General features: G+C 68.8%; 19 protein-coding genes, 2 tRNA genes and 2 pseudogenes. 7 read left to right on the top strand and 16 right to left on the bottom strand.

Features of this window, described 5'->3' with window-relative positions:
* Positions 1-74 precede the first annotated feature (74 nt).
* From clpX to U9R90_RS28530, 5 genes are all read right to left on the bottom strand, one after another.
* The gene (gene clpX, locus U9R90_RS28510; RefSeq protein ID WP_411059551.1) at positions 75-1,361 is read right to left on the bottom strand and encodes an ATP-dependent Clp protease ATP-binding subunit ClpX; all 1,287 of its coding nucleotides are present in this window, start codon (positions 1,359-1,361) and stop codon (positions 75-77) included.
* Positions 1,362-1,529: 168 nt separating this feature from the next.
* A complete protein-coding gene (locus U9R90_RS28515) occupies positions 1,530-2,210 on the bottom strand; it encodes an ATP-dependent Clp protease proteolytic subunit (protein WP_411059552.1) in 681 nt (226 codons plus the stop codon).
* A gap of 48 nt (positions 2,211-2,258) precedes the next feature.
* Positions 2,259-2,864 carry an ATP-dependent Clp protease proteolytic subunit gene (locus U9R90_RS28520; protein ID WP_411059828.1) on the bottom strand — a complete coding sequence of 202 codons (606 nt, stop codon included), beginning with the start codon at positions 2,862-2,864 and terminating at the stop codon, positions 2,259-2,261.
* A gap of 358 nt (positions 2,865-3,222) precedes the next feature.
* Positions 3,223-4,635 carry a trigger factor gene (tig, locus tag U9R90_RS28525; RefSeq protein ID WP_411059553.1) on the bottom strand — a complete coding sequence of 471 codons (1,413 nt, stop codon included), beginning with the start codon at positions 4,633-4,635 and terminating at the stop codon, positions 3,223-3,225.
* Positions 4,636-4,864: 229 nt separating this feature from the next.
* Positions 4,865-4,941, bottom strand: a tRNA-Pro gene (locus tag U9R90_RS28530).
* A 152-nt stretch (positions 4,942-5,093) separates the two neighbouring features.
* Here U9R90_RS28530 and U9R90_RS28535 point away from each other — a divergent pair.
* Positions 5,094-5,167: transfer RNA gene (locus U9R90_RS28535), tRNA-Gly, on the top strand.
* Here the strand turns inward: U9R90_RS28535 and U9R90_RS28540 are convergent.
* From U9R90_RS28540 to U9R90_RS28550, 3 genes and pseudogenes are all read right to left on the bottom strand, one after another.
* On the bottom strand, positions 5,136-5,462 hold the full coding sequence (locus U9R90_RS28540; RefSeq protein ID WP_411059554.1) for a DUF6011 domain-containing protein: 327 nt from the start codon (positions 5,460-5,462) through the stop codon (positions 5,136-5,138). The genes U9R90_RS28535 and U9R90_RS28540 overlap by 32 nt on opposite strands.
* On the bottom strand, positions 5,402-5,572 hold the full coding sequence (locus U9R90_RS28545; protein WP_411059848.1) for a hypothetical protein: 171 nt from the start codon (positions 5,570-5,572) through the stop codon (positions 5,402-5,404). Before U9R90_RS28545 ends, U9R90_RS28540 begins: the two co-directional genes overlap by 61 nt.
* A 71-nt stretch (positions 5,573-5,643) precedes the next feature.
* Positions 5,644-5,799: pseudogene (locus U9R90_RS28550) on the bottom strand (hypothetical protein); the annotation flags it as partial.
* Between the two features lie 425 nt (positions 5,800-6,224).
* Between U9R90_RS28550 and U9R90_RS28555 the strand changes: the two are divergent.
* Positions 6,225-6,383, top strand: coding sequence for a hypothetical protein (locus U9R90_RS28555; protein WP_411059555.1), 159 nt, complete (start codon positions 6,225-6,227; stop codon positions 6,381-6,383).
* A gap of 322 nt (positions 6,384-6,705) precedes the next feature.
* On the opposite strand, the gene U9R90_RS28560 is transcribed toward U9R90_RS28555, so the two are convergent.
* Positions 6,706-7,176, bottom strand: a complete 471-nt coding sequence (locus U9R90_RS28560) for a hypothetical protein (RefSeq protein ID WP_411059556.1) — start codon at positions 7,174-7,176, stop codon at positions 6,706-6,708.
* A 123-nt stretch (positions 7,177-7,299) separates the two neighbouring features.
* On the opposite strand from U9R90_RS28560, the gene U9R90_RS28565 reads away from it, so the two are divergent.
* Positions 7,300-7,761, top strand: coding sequence for a DUF6234 family protein (locus U9R90_RS28565; protein ID WP_411059557.1), 462 nt, complete (start codon positions 7,300-7,302; stop codon positions 7,759-7,761).
* A gap of 352 nt (positions 7,762-8,113) precedes the next feature.
* On the opposite strand, the gene U9R90_RS28570 is transcribed toward U9R90_RS28565, so the two are convergent.
* Positions 8,114-8,404 (bottom strand): hypothetical protein, encoded by a 291-nt coding sequence (locus tag U9R90_RS28570; RefSeq protein ID WP_411059558.1) that lies wholly within the window; start codon positions 8,402-8,404, stop codon positions 8,114-8,116.
* 156 nt (positions 8,405-8,560) lie between these two features.
* Between U9R90_RS28570 and U9R90_RS28575 the strand changes: the two genes are divergently transcribed.
* Positions 8,561-9,130 (top strand): hypothetical protein, encoded by a 570-nt coding sequence (locus U9R90_RS28575; protein WP_411059559.1) that lies wholly within the window; start codon positions 8,561-8,563, stop codon positions 9,128-9,130.
* A gap of 276 nt (positions 9,131-9,406) precedes the next feature.
* Here U9R90_RS28575 and U9R90_RS28580 read toward each other — a convergent pair whose 3' ends face one another.
* Complete coding sequence (locus U9R90_RS28580; RefSeq protein ID WP_411059560.1) at positions 9,407-9,601, bottom strand: hypothetical protein; 195 nt, start codon at positions 9,599-9,601, stop codon at positions 9,407-9,409.
* Positions 9,602-10,144: 543 nt separating this feature from the next.
* Between U9R90_RS28580 and U9R90_RS28585 the strand changes: the two genes are divergently transcribed.
* Positions 10,145-11,278 carry an acyltransferase family protein gene (locus U9R90_RS28585; RefSeq protein WP_411059561.1) on the top strand — a complete coding sequence of 378 codons (1,134 nt, stop codon included), beginning with the start codon at positions 10,145-10,147 and terminating at the stop codon, positions 11,276-11,278.
* 158 nt (positions 11,279-11,436) lie between these two features.
* Here the strand turns inward: U9R90_RS28585 and U9R90_RS28590 are convergent, their stop codons facing one another.
* A complete protein-coding gene (locus U9R90_RS28590) occupies positions 11,437-11,901 on the bottom strand; it encodes an HD domain-containing protein (RefSeq protein ID WP_411059829.1) in 465 nt (154 codons plus the stop codon).
* Positions 11,902-12,080: 179 nt separating this feature from the next.
* Between U9R90_RS28590 and U9R90_RS28595 the strand changes: the two genes are divergently transcribed.
* A complete protein-coding gene (locus U9R90_RS28595; protein WP_411059562.1) occupies positions 12,081-12,293 on the top strand; it encodes a hypothetical protein in 213 nt (70 codons plus the stop codon).
* 12 nt (positions 12,294-12,305) lie between these two features.
* On the opposite strand, the gene U9R90_RS28600 is transcribed toward U9R90_RS28595, so the two are convergent.
* The gene (locus U9R90_RS28600) at positions 12,306-13,478 is read right to left on the bottom strand and encodes a PP2C family protein-serine/threonine phosphatase (RefSeq protein ID WP_411059563.1); all 1,173 of its coding nucleotides are present in this window, start codon (positions 13,476-13,478) and stop codon (positions 12,306-12,308) included.
* Positions 13,479-13,629: 151 nt separating this feature from the next.
* On the opposite strand from U9R90_RS28600, the gene U9R90_RS28605 reads away from it, so the two are divergent.
* The gene (locus tag U9R90_RS28605; protein WP_411059564.1) at positions 13,630-14,862 is read left to right on the top strand and encodes a GNAT family N-acetyltransferase; all 1,233 of its coding nucleotides are present in this window, start codon (positions 13,630-13,632) and stop codon (positions 14,860-14,862) included.
* Positions 14,863-14,885: 23 nt separating this feature from the next.
* On the opposite strand, the gene U9R90_RS28610 is transcribed toward U9R90_RS28605, so the two are convergent.
* The 3 genes and pseudogenes from U9R90_RS28610 to U9R90_RS28620 form a co-directional block, all read right to left on the bottom strand.
* A complete protein-coding gene (locus U9R90_RS28610) occupies positions 14,886-15,695 on the bottom strand; it encodes an Fpg/Nei family DNA glycosylase (protein ID WP_411059565.1) in 810 nt (269 codons plus the stop codon).
* A 68-nt stretch (positions 15,696-15,763) separates the two neighbouring features.
* A complete protein-coding gene (locus U9R90_RS28615; RefSeq protein ID WP_411059566.1) occupies positions 15,764-16,252 on the bottom strand; it encodes a ribose-5-phosphate isomerase in 489 nt (162 codons plus the stop codon).
* 44 nt (positions 16,253-16,296) lie between these two features.
* A pseudogene (locus U9R90_RS28620) lies at positions 16,297-16,534 on the bottom strand (hypothetical protein); the annotation flags it as partial.

The following is a 16,534-nucleotide window of genomic DNA, read 5'->3' on the forward strand; positions in this document are numbered from 1 at the left end:
GCTACACCCGCACGGGGGGGGGGGCGCCGGGCGGGCCGGGGCCCCCCCTCCGCGTACGTACGAGCCGAACCGCGCTACGCGCTCTTCTCGTGCCGCCCGTCGCTCTTGCCCACGATCCTGGGGACCAGCGTCGGGTTCACGTTCGAGCGGACGACGTCCGCCGTGATGACGACGCGGGCCACGTCCTTGCGGGACGGGACCTCGTACATCACCGCCTGCAGGACCTCTTCCATGATGGCGCGCAGGCCGCGCGCGCCGGTCTGGCGGAGGATGGCCTGGTCGGCGATGGCCTCCAGGGCCTCACGCTCGAAGTCCAGCTCCACGCCGTCGAGTTCGAAGAGGCGCTGGTACTGCTTCACCAGCGCGTTGCGCGGCTCGACCAGGATCTGGAGCAGGGCCTCGCGGTCGAGGTTGTGGACCGAGGTGATGACCGGGAGGCGGCCGATGAACTCGGGGATCATCCCGAACTTCACCAGGTCCTCCGGCATGACGTCCTCGAACTGGTCCTTCTCCTCAAGCTCCCGCTTGGAGTGGATCGTCGCGCCGAAGCCGATGCCCTTGGCACCCGCGCGACCTTCGATGATCTTCTCCAGGCCCGCGAAGGCGCCGCCCACGATGAACAGCACGTTCGTCGTGTCGATTTGGATGAACTCCTGGTGGGGGTGCTTGCGGCCGCCCTGGGGCGGTACCGAGGCGGTGGTGCCCTCCAGGATCTTCAGCAGGGCCTGCTGCACGCCCTCGCCGGAGACGTCGCGCGTGATCGACGGGTTTTCGCTCTTACGGGCGACCTTGTCGATCTCGTCGATGTAGATGATGCCGGTCTCGGCCTTCTTGACGTCGTAGTCCGCCGCCTGGATCAGCTTCAGGAGGATGTTCTCGACGTCCTCGCCGACATAGCCCGCCTCCGTGAGCGCCGTCGCGTCGGCGATGGCGAACGGGACGTTCAGCATGCGGGCCAGGGTCTGGGCCAGGAGGGTCTTGCCGGAGCCCGTGGGGCCCAGCAGGAGGATGTTGGACTTCGCCAACTCGATGGCGTCCTCGCGCCCCTGGGACCCGCCGTTCTCGCCGGCCTGGACCCGCTTGTAGTGGTTGTACACCGCGACCGAGAGGGCCTTCTTCGCGGGCTCCTGCCCGACGACGTACCCCTCAAGGAACTCGTAGATCTCACGAGGCTTGGGGAGTTCCTCCCACTTGACCTCGCTGGTCTCCGCGAGCTCCTCCTCGATGATCTCGTTGCAGAGGTCGATGCACTCGTCGCAGATGTACACACCGGGGCCTGCGATGAGCTTCTTGACCTGCTTCTGACTCTTTCCGCAGAACGAGCACTTGAGCAGATCGCCGCCGTCACCGATGCGTGCCACGAGGTGCTTCCCCAATCGCCTGGGAGTCGCCAAGTTCGGCGGCTCCTGGTGCCTCTATCCGACGGTACCTTGCCGGGCCCCCCGTTCGGGCCCCCCTTGGCGCGGTTCGCTTTGACGTGAACCGCGCCAAGGGGAGGAAGGTGCCGCTGCGCCGCGTTGGACGGCGGCTCAGACGACCGCGCCGTTGTTCATCTTCCGGGTGGAGATGATCTGGTCGATCAGGCCGTACGCGAGCGCGTCCTCAGCGGTGAGGATCTTGTCGCGCTCGATGTCGTCGCGGATCTTCTCGATCGGCGTCGTGGAGTGCTTGGCCAGCATCTCCTCCAGCTGCGCACGCATCCGGAGGATTTCGTTCGCCGCGATCTCCAGGTCGGAGACCTGGCCGCGGCCGGTCTCGCTGTACGGCTGGTGGATCAGCACGCGGGCGTTCGGCAGCGCCATGCGCTTGCCCGGCGTACCGGCCGCCAGCAGCACCGCCGCAGCCGACGCGGCCTGGCCCATGCAGACCGTCTGCACGTCCGGCTTCACGAACTGCATCGTGTCGTAGATGGCCGTGAGCGCCGTGAAGGAGCCGCCGGGGCTGTTGATGTAGATCGAGATGTCACGGTCCGGGTCCATCGACTCCAGGCACAGGAGCTGCGCCATGACGTCGTTGGCGGACGCGTCGTCGATCTGCACGCCGAGGAAGATCACACGCTCCTCGAAGAGCTTCGCGTACGGGTCGTACTCGCGCACGCCCTGCGAGGTGCGCTCGACGAAGCGCGGGATGACATAGCGCGACTCGGCGCTGGGGCCGGTGTACTCGGCCTTGGCACGCTCGTAGAGGCCGCTGCCGGGGAAGTCGTTCACTGTGGGTCTCCTGAAGGGGGCTGGGGGTCGGCTGGGGCGCTCTGGGGCTCAGGCCCCGGTGCCGCCGCCGCCCGGTACGCCTGCGGCCGTGGACATGACCTCGTCGATCAGGCCGTACGCCTTGGCCTCCAGCGGGTCGAACCAGCGGTCGCGGTCCGAGTCGCGGGTGATCTGCTCGACGGTCTGCCCGGTGTGGAAGGCGGTCAGCTCCGCCATCTTCTTCTTGGTCAGCAGCAGCCGCTCCGCGTGGATCTTGATGTCCGACGCGGAACCGGCCAGGCCGGCGGAGGGCTGGTGGATCAGGATCTCGGCGTTCGGCAGCGCGAAGCGCTTGCCCGGCGTGCCCGCGCTGAGCAGGAACTGGCCCATCGAGGCGGCCATGCCCATGGCGATCGTCACGACGTCGTTCTTGATGTACTGCATGGTGTCGTAGATCGCCATGCCGGCCGTGATCGATCCGCCTGGGCTGTTGATGTAGAGGTAGATGTCCTTGTCCGGCTCCGCGGCCAGGAGCAGCAGCTGCGCGGTGATCTTGTTGGCGATGTCATCGTCGACCGGCTGGCCGAGGAAGATGATCCGCTCGCCGAGCAGTCGGTTGTAGACCTGGTCGCCGAGGCCACCACCGATGGAAGGCTCGCCGGCGGCGGAGGGCATCAGATTCGTCACGTATCCACCTGCTCGTCTTGCGACGGTGTTGGGCCGTCTCACGTCTTCGGTCGGGGCCTGGGTCCCCCGCGTCACGCCGCTTCAGGCGGCTTCGGGGACTCCCCTGCCCTCGTAGTTATGGACCCTAACGCGCAGGCAGGCGGGTGCCATCCCGCACAGGGAACTGTTCGCTGTGAGCGCAGGGTCACTGGGCCTCACTGACGGGTCCCGAACCCGGGCCGCACGGGGCCGGGTACGGCGAGGGGCCCCGAGGCGCGCAGTGCGTCCCGGGGCCCCTCGTACGAGATCAGGCCCGAGGCGAGATCAGTGATGCAGTGATGCAGTGATGCGGAGATCGGTCGGAGGCTCAGGCCTCCTTCTTCTCCTCGGCCTTGTCCTCAGCCTGCTCGGCGTCGGTGGCCTCGGTGACGGCCTCGACCGTCTCGGCGGCCGTCTCGACCTCGTCCTCGTCGTCGGACAGGTCGACGAGCTCGCCGTTGGTGTCCTTGACCGTGGCGGCCTCGACGACGACCGCGAGGGCCTTGCCGCGGGCGACCTCACCGACGAGCATCGGCACCTGGCCGCCCTCGACGACGGCCTGGGCGAACTGGTCGGGGCTCATGCCGGAGGACTGGGCACGCCGCATGAGGTGCTCGGTGAGCTCCTCCTGGTTGACGTTCAGCTTCTCCTTGTTGACGAGCTCGTCCAGGACGAACTGCGTCTTGATGCCCTTGACCGCCTGGTCCTTGGTCTCGGCGTCGAACTCCTCGACCGTCTTGCCCTGGATCTTGAGGTAGCCCTCGAGGTCCATGCCCATCTGGCCGAGCTGGTGGTTCTCCAGGTTGTGCTTGCGGGTGTTGACCTCGTCCTCGAGGAGCTTCTCGGGGACGGGGACCTCGACCAGCTCAAGGAGCTTCTCGAGGACCCGCTCCTGGGCCTGGGTGGCCTGGTCGTACTGCTTCATGTTCTCGAGGCGCTTGCGGCTGTCGGCCTTGAGCTCGTCCAGGGTGTCGAACTCGCTGGCCAGCTGCGCGAAGTCATCGTCCAGCTCGGGCAGCTCACGGGCGGCGACCTGGGTGACCTTGACGGTGACCTCGGCCTCCTTGCCCTCGGCGCTGCCGCCCTTCAGCTCGGAGGTGAAGGTGGCCTCGCCACCGGCCTCCAGGCCGGTCACGGCCTCGTCGATGCCCTCGAGGAGCTCACCGGAACCGATGGTGTACGAGACACCCTCGGCGACACCGTCGGGCAGGACCTCGCCGTCGACCTTGGCCTGCAGGTCGATGGTGAGGACGTCGCCCTCGGCCGCGGCACGCTCGACCGGGCTGGTGGAGGCGAAGCGCTCACGGAGCTGCTCCACCGACTTCTCGACGTCCTCGTCGGTGACCTCGACCGCGTCGACCTCGACCTCGATGCCGGAGTAGTCCGGGATCTCGATGGTCGGGCGGACGTCGACCTCGGCGGTGAAGGCCAGCAGCTCGCCGTCCTTCAGCTCGGTGATGTCGACCTCGGGCTGGCCGAGGACGTTCAGCTCACCCTCGTTGACCGCCTCGGTGTAGAACTTCGGGAGGGCGTCGTTGACGGCCTCCTCCAGCACCGCACCGCGGCCGAACCGCTGGTCGATGACGCGGGCCGGGATCTTGCCCTTGCGGAAGCCCTTCACCGTGACCTGCTGGTTGATCTTCTTGTACGCCGCGTCGAGGCTGTCCTTGAGCTCCTCGAAGGGCACCTCGACAGTGAGCCGAACCCGGGTCGGGTTCAGGGTCTCCACGGCGCTCTTCACGGTTCGGTCTCCTTGTGGCTGACTGCTTTGGGTTCTGCTGAGCCAGAGAGCTGCAGCGGATTAGCGTCGCCCGGAAGACACTGGGATCAGAACGGATCAGAACAGAGACACACGGGCGCGCAGCTTGCATAGTAACCGCAGCGGGTACGCGCCCCAAAAGGCGATCTTGCGAGGGTGCCGCCGATCGCCCCCGTCAGACCCCGTAGGAGGTGTCGGGCGATCCTGCTGGTGGTCGGGGTGGCGGGATTTGAACCCACGGCCTTCCGCTCCCAAAGCGGACGCGCTACCAAGCTGCGCCACACCCCGTCGGTGCGACACGTAGGGTACATGCCCGCCGGCGATGCGGCCTCCGCATTGTCGGGGGGTGTGCGCCTCGGTGCGTCGACCCGCTACGATGCTCTCCGTGCCGCGGTCCACGCGAGGGTTCTCATGACCTCGTGACCTGCGGTGCCGCGTGTGCGGGTGTAGCTCAATGGTAGAGCCCCAGTCTTCCAAACTGGCTACGCGGGTTCGATTCCCGTCACCCGCTCCAAACGACTCAGGGCCAGGTCAGAGGATATTTCCTCCGCCTGGCCCTGATCGCATTCCGGGGACCGGATCAGCCCTCCGTGCCCCTCTCGCGCCCTACGCACCTTCGCGTAGCACCCCGGCCCGTATCCCAGAGCAAGACTCTCCGGGTCACGCAGCCTCGCTCCGCAACACCGGCAGTAACGCCAACGTGCCGCCTGAACGACCTTGGAACCATCGCGGCTCAGGCAGACCGCTACTACCCGTCGTTGTCCGGGGCGTCGATGAAGCTCCGGGACGGGGTGAGAGCGTCGATCCATCCGGCGAGCGGGTACCTGATGAACCGCGGAGTCCCTGCCGCCGTCCGGACTGGGAGGCCCATCTCCGGCTCGAACTCCAGGTATGAGCACGTGGCGAACTTGATCGGCATACGGCGTCTCCGTTCAGGAGGTTGGGGGCCGGGGGATGGGCACCGCCCCCCGGCCGGTCTCAAGGGGGGCACTACGCGGCAGTCGGCAGCGCTTCGACGTGGGCCTGGCCGTGGGGGTGCGGCGGGTTCAGGGTGCCGGTGACCGCGACCAGACGTGGCCCTTGTCTGGTGCGTTCCGCATACAGGGACAGTCCGAACTGGTTGCCCAGGTTCATGGCGCAGCGCTTGAGGGCGCCGGATGTTGCGGACTTGAGCGCGAGTTCGTGTGCCTCGCCGAGTTTCGGCTGGAAGCCGGTCTCGTTGCTGGAGTCCTCGAACGGCCCGAGCGGAGCACCGTGGGGGTCGAAGCAGGTGAGGCGCATGGTGACGCGCCAGGACGCCCACCACGTGTTGCCGTGCCCCTCGGCGGTCACGCACGGAGAGGACTTCATTCGCCCACATCCCGAAGCCGAAGGTGCGGGTCAGGCTGGCGCGGACGTCCCAGGCCTCGACGTGGTGGTCAACGGTGGGCGAGGTGGTGGCCACAGAGGGGCTCCTTGGCCTGGGTGTCGGCGCGGTTGCCGCAGCAGGCCTCGAGTTCACCGGCCTCGGTGAAGGTGTAGAGAGCGCGAGCAGCCAGAGGGACGCGCCGCGGCCGTCATACACGGGCTCGTTGCAGCACATCGGAACCCAGACCGCGTACGGATACGGCGGCACCAAGGGCGACTGGGCCATGATCAGGGCGAACGCTCCGGATATCAGGCCGCTGGGGACGGTCAGGTACCACGGCGGGATCTACAAGCAGATCGACCGCTCCGCTACCCGGTCATAGGCGACCCCATCCACCGGATCGGGGCCGCCAGCCAGGACAAGACAGGCCACGTGACCAAGGAGAATGTGACCGTCACCCATAGCGACGGAGTCCAGGTGAGAGGCCTGTTCGCGTCGAACGTGTGCGCTCTTGGGGGCGACAGCGGGGGCCCGGCGCCCTGGGGGACAACAGCCCTGGGCCTCCTCTCCGGCGGCAGCGGTGAGAAGACGTGCAGCTCCTCCAGTTCTGGCAGGTACCAGAACTATTTCATGCCGGTCCAGAGAGTGTTGGACCTGCGCGGCCTCCGGGTCTACTGAACGGGCGAAACCCGGGCAGGGCAGGGTCACGTCGAAAACGTCGAAGTCTCCGGTATGAGGGTCTGCGCCATCTTCCCCCGGTCCGGAGTTCGGTCTTGTGTCTGGGCGAGGCCATATCCGGCACCGGCGATCAGGACACCAGCCACGGCGAGGGCCAGGGCGCGGACGGTGCGGGTCCGGCGCCGGTCGTCGTCGGGTATGTGCTCGACGGGGTCATCACGAGCAGTCGTCCCACTTACGGACCTGCGCGGCGAACAGGGCGTCCGCCTCCGCTGCCGGGGCTCGGACCAGGTCCACGTCTCTCCAGCGGCATTGACGCGCTTGATCGTGATACGGACGCGAACCTCGCCGAAGAAGACCCGGTGCCGGGTGATGGTCACCAGGTGGCTGCCGATCTCCCAGAAGGCGCGGTCCGCGGGCGCGGCGGTCTCGGCCGTCTTGGTGACCAGGGTGGTGGCGTCATCTCGGGGCCCTCTCGTCTCTCGGTCGGTGTGCATACAGCATGCAAAACAGACATAACTCGGACAAACCCGCTAGAGGTGAAGTAGCCCATATCCAGGCGAGGTTGAGGAGCCAGGGCCAGGCCAATCCCATAGGATGAACAGATGCCTACACGGGCCGTGGACGTCTTACTGGCAATCTCGCTCACCTTGCTCGAGCTGGGAGCCCTCGCCGCGTTCCTGTTCGTGGAAGGCCTCAATTCATGGGCCGCTCGCGGCCTGCCAGTACGGGGCCAAAGAGCCCGGCAGTACAAGATGCTGACGATCAGCACTGCCGTCCTGTCCGCGAGCTGCTACGGCTTCTACCGGGCCGACTTGCTATGGACTGCCCTCACCCAGGCACTGCTCGGCATCCCGCTAACCCTGATCTTGATGGCGAGCCTCGCCAAGGACGCACGGCGTCCGATTACCCGTCGCCGTGACCGTGCTCGCCTCGTACGCGAACGCCGCCGTATACGAGACAGCCAGCGCGAAGGCTCGCCCCCGGCGCACATGGTCGTGGACGTCCACGAGATCGTGGAGGCCAGCGAGCCGACAGAGGTGGTGGTCTATGGACGTGTGACTTTCCGTCGATGGACTTGACGGTCCATGGGCCGCGGCAGCGCACAGCCACTTCGGCGAGGCGGTGGTCCTGCTGCTTGCCAAGATCGTCGATGATCGTGAGCTTGACGTCCTTGGGTAGGCCGCGGAACTCGTCCTCCAGTCGCCCCAGGACGTACCGGCGGTCGGTGCACTGCCACCCTCCAGCCCAGCGTCATACAGGGCCCCGGACACCGACGCGGCGTCGAAGATCCCGATACCCGCCTGCCCCCCACCTTGCCTCCATATCCGATTTGAACAGCGCGGCCGGCATCGACGCCCGAAGCTCCTCGATCGGGGCCCGGATCGGTCGACAGCGGGTGCGCACACAGGGCTCTGATTGTCATGCTCTTGCCTAGCTGGCGGTCAGCATCAGCCGCTTCACGCTGCCCCGACCGCACACCAGGGTTCCGGACCGGCCGCCGTTCGGAAACCCCCGCAGGACGTCCTTCTGCCGGGGATCAGGCCGCAAGCCCGGGGCGACCATGAGCTGCGCCGGATCGACATACAGGCAGGCCAGGCGCTCCAACCGGCCTTGCTGGAGCGGAATGAACCCACCGGACACCACGTCCCCGTCGTCGTCCTGGCCCTGCTCGTCCCACGCCTCCGCCAACTGCCCCGCCGCCGCAGGATCACCACCCAGCACGCTACGCATCCCCGCCCGCAGCTGCGCCCACTCCCAGGTCCACGGACCGCCCGATCGCGGCCAGCGTAAGGGGCCATGATCACTCACCCCACGGCAGCTCCAGCCCAAAGCCGCTCCACCGACCTTGGCACGTCGACGCCTGGCAGGATTCGGCTTATGACGGAGTACACGTGGCCGAAGGGTGTCGGTGATCCGACGCCTGAGGTCATACGACGTGCGTGGTCGGCAACGGTGGCCGCGCTGCCGGTCGGCACCGCCGTGACAGGCAAGGTCATCGGCCGACAGCCCTTCGGCGTGTTCGTACAGATCGACGGCGTACCGCAGGCAGTGGGGTTGGCAGAGATCTTTGCCGCACCGCCTGGAACTGTCCCTCCCCCGTTGGGGTTCGCGATCAGCGGAAGTGTGATCGCACATGCTGAGCACAACTGCCAAGTCAGGCTCAGGCTCAGGGACTGGGGAGATGAGCGCGCGGCCCTACCGCTGGTAGCCAATGAGCGCTTTGCCGACCGCGAGGCCCTGTGCGGCTTTCTAAGGCGTCTTCGGCAGGACTTCGAAACGAGCGGCGCTCAGTGGGAGAACCGGACACTGGACAGCTTCCTGGAGGCTCTGGAAGCGTGGGTGTCGGACGCTCCGGGGTGGTACGCGAACCACGGCCAGGAGCTACCGGCCGACGGCGGCTGGATGTTCATGGCTCGGGCCCTGAGCGCAGCGCGGTTCTACGAGTGACGCCGTGCCCCCTACGTGCCCGACGGGGAAGGGGCCAGCGGGGAGCGGTCCGAGGTCCCACAGGTCAGCAGCTTGCCAGGTCAGCCCCGGTCCACCTACGCGATCTTCCAAACTGGCTACGCGGGTTCGATTCCCGTCACCCGCTCCAAGGCCTCCGGCCCGGCTCGGTGCAATACGTCACCGAGCCGGGCCGGAGCCGTTTTCACGGGCCTTGGCGGCGCTCACGGCACCCCCGACCGCCAGACGCGACTGAGCGACTGAGCGACTGAGCGACTGTCAGAAGCTGATCTGGTTGATCGTGTCCGCTATCGAGTTGAGGAAGCGGTTGACCGACGGGGCCATGTCGGTCGAGGCCAGGAAGAAGCCGAAGAGGATGGCCACGGTCGCCGGGCCGGCCTTGATCGATCCCCCGCGGATCAGCACCACCAGGATGATCCCCAACATCAGCACCACTGACAGTGAAATAGCCACACTGATCACACCTTAGGTCGGTCCGCGCTCCCGGCCCGGAGGTGCACATCCCCACACCCCCGCCAGAACCATCGTGCCACCAACCCGCCTGGCGTATACGGCGGGTGACACAACGTCGGACAACCCGGCGTGCACCTCCCGGCGCGCACGGACGGAGCTGGTGCCCCGGATGCAGCTAAGGCACCCGGGCCGTGGGAGCCCACTCGGGTGCTTGCACGGAAATTCGACTGCCGCCGATGATCTCGAATTCATCCGCTCGTTTCACTCTGCACACGTCACGTTCGCAGGCGGATTCGAATTGTCGACGCGGGCACATTCACGGCCTGGGAAGTACGCACAGTCGGGACATATCGCCGGAGTCGCCTGCGGGCGTTATGCCCGTATTAACCCGTACGAGAGGGGACATAGAGGTCAGCTTCCGGGCTCACTGAGCGCGCGCGGGTCGCTATGTCGACTTCCGATCAGCCGCAATGTGAGGTGCGCATAAACACATCCTGTGGAGGCGTTTTACGGATTCCCTTATACGGGGCTAGGGTGCCTCAGATGTTCCACGCCGCCACCACCACCCCAGTAAAGAGCACTGGGCGGCCACGGATCGCCTCCCCCAGTGATTCCCGGGGCGATGTCCGGGGCGCCGAGCCCGTGAAGCAGCGGGACGCGTACTTCGACAACGTCAAGTACCTGGCCATCGTGCTGGTGGCCATGGGCCACGCCTGGCAGCCTCTGACGGAGGACAGCCGTGCCGCCGCCGCGCTCTATATGACCGTGTACGCCTTCCACATGCCGGCCTTCATCCTGATCTCCGGCTACTTCTCCCGCAGCTTCGACCTGCGGGCCGACCGGCTCAAGCGCCTGGTGACCGGGGTTCTGGTCCCCTACCTGGTGTTCGAGGTCGCGTACAGCCTCTTCAAGCAGTGGGCGGACGACGATCCGGCCCATCCGATCAGCCTGCTCGACCCCTGGTATCTGACCTGGTTCCTCGTCGCCCTCTTCGTGTGGCGGCTGACGACGCCGCTGTGGCAGCTGGTGCGCTGGCCGGTGGCACTGTCGATCGGCATCGCCGTCCTGGCCTCCGTGTCGCCCAGCATCGGCAACGACCTCGATCTGCAGCGGGTGTTGCAGTTCCTGCCGTTCTTCGTCGTGGGCCTACGGCTGAAGCCCGAGCACTTCCAGCTGGTGCGCCGCCGCGAGGTGCGGCTGCTGGCCGTACCGGTCTTCGCGTCCGCGCTCGCGTTCGCCTACTGGGCCGCCACCCGGATGAACGTCGAGTGGTTCTACCACCGGGACAGCGCCCAGGAGTTGGCCGCGCCGTGGTGGAACGGCGTACTGATGACCCTCGGCATGTTCGCCTGCTCCATGCTGCTGGTCGCCTGCTTCCTGGCCTGGGTGCCGCGTCGGCACATGTGGTTCACGGTGCTGGGCGCGGGCACGCTGTACGGCTATCTGCTGCACGGCTTCCTCGCCAAGGGGTCCCGCTTCTGGGACTGGTACGAGCTGGACTTCCTGCACACGCCACTGGGTGCGATCTTCGTCACGCTCGTGGCGGGCGTCATCGTGACGGCCCTGTGCACAGCACCGGTGCGGCGGCTGTTCGGGTTCGCGGTGGAGCCGAAGCTGGAGTGGGCGTTCAGACGCGACACGGCGAAGCTCAAGCGCGAGCCGGCCACACGGGCCTGAGCCACACGGTCCTGAAGCCACCCTGTCCGCCGCGCCGGGTTCTGTCGTCTCAGGCGCCCCCGAGGGGGCGCCGCCGAGCACCGAGCGGTCGTCGGCGGGGTGCCGCGTACGGGCCGGCTGTCGTAAACCCGCACCGCTTGCTCCCTACCCTCTGCTCCCTACTCCCCGTTCTCGCCCGGCAGCCCGAGATACCGTCGCATCGCCGTGTACTTCCGCGTGAGCCGCTGCCTGGTCGCCTCGTCGTCCAGTGTGGCGAGCCGTGCCGGGTCGGCGTTGTGCGCGAGGTCCGCCTCCTTGACGAGCCGCGCCCCCGGCGTCGCGAGGATGCGTCGCGCGTACGCCTGCGGCTCCTCCCCGCTCCGCTTGGTCAACGCCCGTACGACGTCCTTGGTCTGCTGAGCCAGCGCGGCCCCTTCGAGCCACTCCTCGCTCAACGCGTCCTCCTCCACGGCGTCATGCAGCCAGGCGGCGGCGATCTGCTCCGCCGTCCCACCCCGCGCGCGTACGCCGTCGGCCACGGCCTGCAGATGCTCGGCGTACGGACGCCCAGCCTTGTCGGTCTGGCCGGCGTGCGCCGCCCGCGCGATGGCCTCGACTTCGGCCAAGGTCAGCTGTGCCACGATGCCCCCTCGGTTACCCGGTGTGATCACCTGCGCTTCGTTGCGAAGGCTACTCAGGCAAGGTCACGGACAACGACCTTGCCCCTGTCGGGCCGCGACGCTCGCTTGCGGGGTGCCGCGGTTTCCGTGAGGATTCGGCGGGCGTTGGCCGGGTGGGTAGGGGTAAAGGGCGGAGCGGGCCGTTGTTGATTCTGTACGCGGTGCTGTTCGCGCTGCTCGTCGTCGCCGTCCGGTTCAAGACCGCCCCGGTCCGTGCGGCGTGGGCGGTGCGGCGTGAGGAGTTGGCGCGGCGGTCGTCGCCTCGGGTGGCGCGGTGGTTGCGGCGTCGGTGGGTGTTCACGAGTACGTTGCTCACCCTGGCCGCCGTGGGGTGGGTCGTCTACCGGGTGGCGTGACCCCGGAGCGGGTTACGCGTCCCGGGACAGGAGGAGAAGGGCGCGGTCGTCGTTGACGTCCTTGGCTACCGTCTCGATGAGGTGCCAGGCCGCGCCCCGGAAGCCGCCCGCCACGTAGCGGTCGGCCTCGCCGGTGAGGCGGTCTATGCCCTCGGCGATGTCGCGGTCGGACGTCTCCACCAGGCCGTCGGTGAACAGCATCAGGACGTCGCCGGGGCGCAGGGTGCCCTTGACCGGGTCGAACTGGGCACCGTCGTAGACGCCGAGCAGCGGGCCCTCGGCGGCCTTCTCCTCCCAGCGGCCGGTGCCCGCGTGGAGCTGGATGGCGGGTGGGTGGCCCGCGGTGAGGAGTTCGTAGTCGCCGGAGTCCAGGTCCAGGGCGAGGTGGATGGAGGTGGCGAAGCCCTCGTCCCAGTCCTGGCGGAGGAGGTAGCCGTTGGCGGCGGGGAGGAAGGCGTGCGGGGGCAGTGAGCCCAGGAGGCCGCCGAAGGCCCCTGACAGGAGCAGGGCGCGGGAGGCCGCGTCCATGCCCTTGCCCGAGACGTCGGTGAGGACGATCTCCAGGGTGCGGCCGCCGTTGGTGCGGGCCGCCACCACGAAGTCGCCCGAGAAGGACTGGCCGCCCGCCGGGCGCAGCGCCATCTCGCGGTGCCAGCCGACGGGGAGCCGGGGCAGCTTGCTCTGCACCCGGATGCGTTCGCGCAGGTCGAAGAGCATGGTGCCGCCGCGCCGCCAGGGCACCCCGACCCGGCTGCGGAACTGCGCGATCACCAGCCCGAAGAAGCCGCAGGCCGCGACGGTCAGGACCACCCCCGGGGTGACCTTGGCGTGGCCGCCCTCCATGTAGGGACCGAGCTGGACGGATTCCACGATCAGGGCCGCGCCGACCGCCGTGTACAGGCCGAGCAGGCTGGCGGGGCGCAGGAGCAGTCCGCCCGCGACGATCGGGAGTACCAGCAGGGCGGGCGAGAACCACAGGGGCACCGCGAGCGTGCCCGCGGTGATCGCCGGGACCGAGAGCAGCAGCCCGGCCTGGGCCACCCAGTCGGAGCCGTCGCCTCGGAAGTAGTCGACGCCGGATTTGCGCAGCGCGATGCGGGCCCGGTGCACCCGCTTACGCAGCCGGGCCGGGACCGTGTCCGCTTCCGCGCGGTTGCCGGGACCGCGCTGTCGTCGTCTTGCCATTGCTCGTGGACCCTATCCACCCTGCGCGCCGCTTCGCACAGGAGGTCCCGGTTGTCCCCCTCTGGGGGCGGTGCGGAGCCGGAGGCGTACGGCGCTCGCCACCGGGGAAAATGCCTCGCTCGGGGCTCCGGGGCCCTGGTAGGCATGGCATATGACGATTGACGTACGAGTACTTGATCCCGGTGACTGGGACGCGTGGTTCGGCAATCTGGAACTGGCGTTCGGGGGGCTGAGAGAAGACGTCGAGAACCGTGCGTTCGATGAGCGGTCGACCGTCTTCGAGCGTTCGCTCGTCGCCTGGGACGGGGCGGAGATCGTCGCGGGGGCCGGGTCCTTTCCCTTCCGGCTGGCGGTTCCCGGTGGGGCGCTGGTGCCGTCCGCCGGGGTGACGATGGTCGGGGTCAAGCCCACGCATCGGCGGCGGGGGCTGCTCAGCACGCTGATGCGGCGCCAGCTGGACGACGTACGGGCCCTCGGTGAGCCGCTCGCGATCCTGACCGCGTCCGAGCCCGCGATCTACGGGCGGTTCGGGTACGGCGCGGCGACCCAGCAGCTGATGGCCGAGATCGAGACCAGCCGGGTGCGGCTGTCCGTGCCGGAGGGGACGGATGACGTACGGCTGCGGCTTGTCCCGCCCGGTGAGGCGCTCCAGGCCTGTGAGGCCGTGTACGCGCGGCTGGTGACCGGCCGTCCCGGCATGCTGGCCCGGGTGGCGCCCTGGGAGCAGCGGGTGCTGATCGACCCGGCCGAGGACCGGAACGGCTCCTCGCCGCTGCAGTGCCTGGTGGCCGAGCGCGGGGGCGAGGTCGTCGGCTATGCGCGCTTCCACGTCAAGCCGGACTGGACGTGGACCTCCACCCATGAGGGCTCGGTCCTGCTGCGCGATCTGGACGCGCTGGACCCGGCCGCGTACGCCGCGCTGCTGCGGTATCTCCTCGACCTGGACCTGACCTCCACGATCCGGCTGCGCAACCGGCCGGTCGACGACGCCTGGCAGCAGATGGTGTCCGATGTGCGGCGGTGCAACGTCCAGGTGCGGGACTCGCTGTATGTGCGGCTGGTGGATGTGGGGGCCGCGCTTGAGGCGCGTACCTATCAGACGCCGGTGGATGTGGTGTTCGACGTCGAGGACGCCTTCTGCCCCTGGAACACCGGGCGTTGGCGGCTGACCGGCGACGCCAAGGGCGCGTCCTGCGAGCGCACCGAGGACGCGGCGGATGTGGCGCTGTCCGTACGGGAGTTGGGCGCCGCCTACCTCGGCGGGGTCTCGCTGCTGTCGCTGGCGGCGGCCGGGCGGGTGCGGGAGCTGCGGGACGGGGCGGTGGCCGAGGCGTCGGTGGCGTTCGGGGCCGCGGTCGCGCCGTGGCTGCCGCACGGCTTCTAGCCGCTCCTGGCTAGCGCTGCTGGTTACCGCTGCTGGCAGGCGGGGCACCAGAAGAGGTTGCGGGCGGCGAGATCGGCGGTGCGGATCTCGCCGCCACAGATGTGGCAGAGCTGGTGGGCTCTGCGGTACACGTACACCTCGCCGCCGTGGTCGTCCACGCGCGGCGGGCGGCCCATCGCCTCGGGGGTGTGCTCGGGCCGTACGGTGTCGATGCGGTTGTGGCGCACACCCTCGCGCATCAGGGCGGCGAGGTCGGCCCAGATGGCCGTCCATTCGGCGTGGGTGAGGTCCCGGCCCGTGCGGTACGGGTCGATGCCGTGCCGGAACAGCACCTCGGCGCGGTAGACGTTGCCGACGCCCGCGATGACCTTCTGGTCCATGAGCAGGGCGGCGATGGTCGTACGGGAGCGCGAGATACGCTGCCAGGCCCGGTCCGGGTCGTCGGCGGGGCGTAGCGGGTCGGGGCCCAGGCGGTCGTGTATCGCCTGCTTCTCGGCGTCTGTGATCAGGGCGCAGGTGGTGGGGCCGCGCAGGTCCGCGTACGCCTGGTCGGTGCGCAGTCGCAGCCGTACGGTGTCCGTGGGCGGGGGCGCGGGGGCCCCGCCGAAGCCGAGCTTGCCGAACAGGCCGAGGTGGATGTGTACCCAGCCGGTGTCGGCGAAGCCGAGGAAGAGGTGCTTGCCGTGGGCTTCGGCCTCGGTGAGGCGCTGGCCGTCAAGGAGTGCCGCGCTGTCGGAGAACTTGCCCTGGGGGCTGGTGACGCGGGTCGCCTGGTCCAGGAAGCGTTCCCGGTGGTCGGCCGCCAGGCGGTGGATGGTGTGCCCCTCAGGCACGGGTCCTCCTCGTCACGTGTGGTGCTGGTACGTGGCGGAGCGCCGCATGGCCCCCAGCCCCCTGGGTGTCAGTCCTGCTGCGGGTGGTGGGCCGGGATCGGGGGGAGATCGCCGGTGAGCTCGTAGACCGAGAGCATGTCGATACGGCGGGTGTGGCGCTCCTCGTTCGAGTACGGGGTCGCGAGGAAGACCTCGACGAACTTCACCGCCTCGTCGAGGGTGTGCATACGGCCGCCGATGGAGACGACGTTGGCGTTGTTGTGCTCACGGCCGAGAGCCGCGGTCTGCTCGCTCCAGGCCAGGGCGCAGCGGACGCCCTTCACCTTGTTCGCGGCGATCTGCTCACCGTTGCCGGAGCCGCCGATCACGATGCCGAGGCTGTCGCTGTCGGCGGCGGTCCGCTCGGCGGCGCGCAGGCAGAACGGCGGGTAGTCGTCCTGGGCGTCGTAGATGTGGGGGCCGCAGTCGACGGGCTCGTGGCCGTTGGTCTTGAGCCACTCGACGAGGTGGTTCTTGAGTTCGTATCCGGCATGGTCGGAACCGAGGTACACGCGCATGGGTCCGAGTGTGGCATGCCCGGGTGTGCGGCGCCGCGCCCGGGTCACGGTGGCGGGCGGGAGGTCCCGGCGACGGTGGGCGGCGGGGTGTCGCCCGGTCCGGGCGGGGGCGTGTCGGAGCGGGTCGCGGTGATCACCATGACGGCGGCGAGTGCGGCGGTGACGAGCAGGACGAGGGCGGTGAGGGCGCGGGCGCGCCAGTCGCGGGCCGGGGGCTCGTCGGGTCCCTCGCCCGGCCCGGCGGGCACCGGCGTGGGCCGGGCGGGCACCGGCCTGGGCCGG

Source organism: Streptomyces sp. E11-3, assembly GCF_046540415.1.
In the GTDB taxonomy this organism is placed as follows: Bacteria; Actinomycetota; Actinomycetes; order Streptomycetales; family Streptomycetaceae; genus Streptomyces.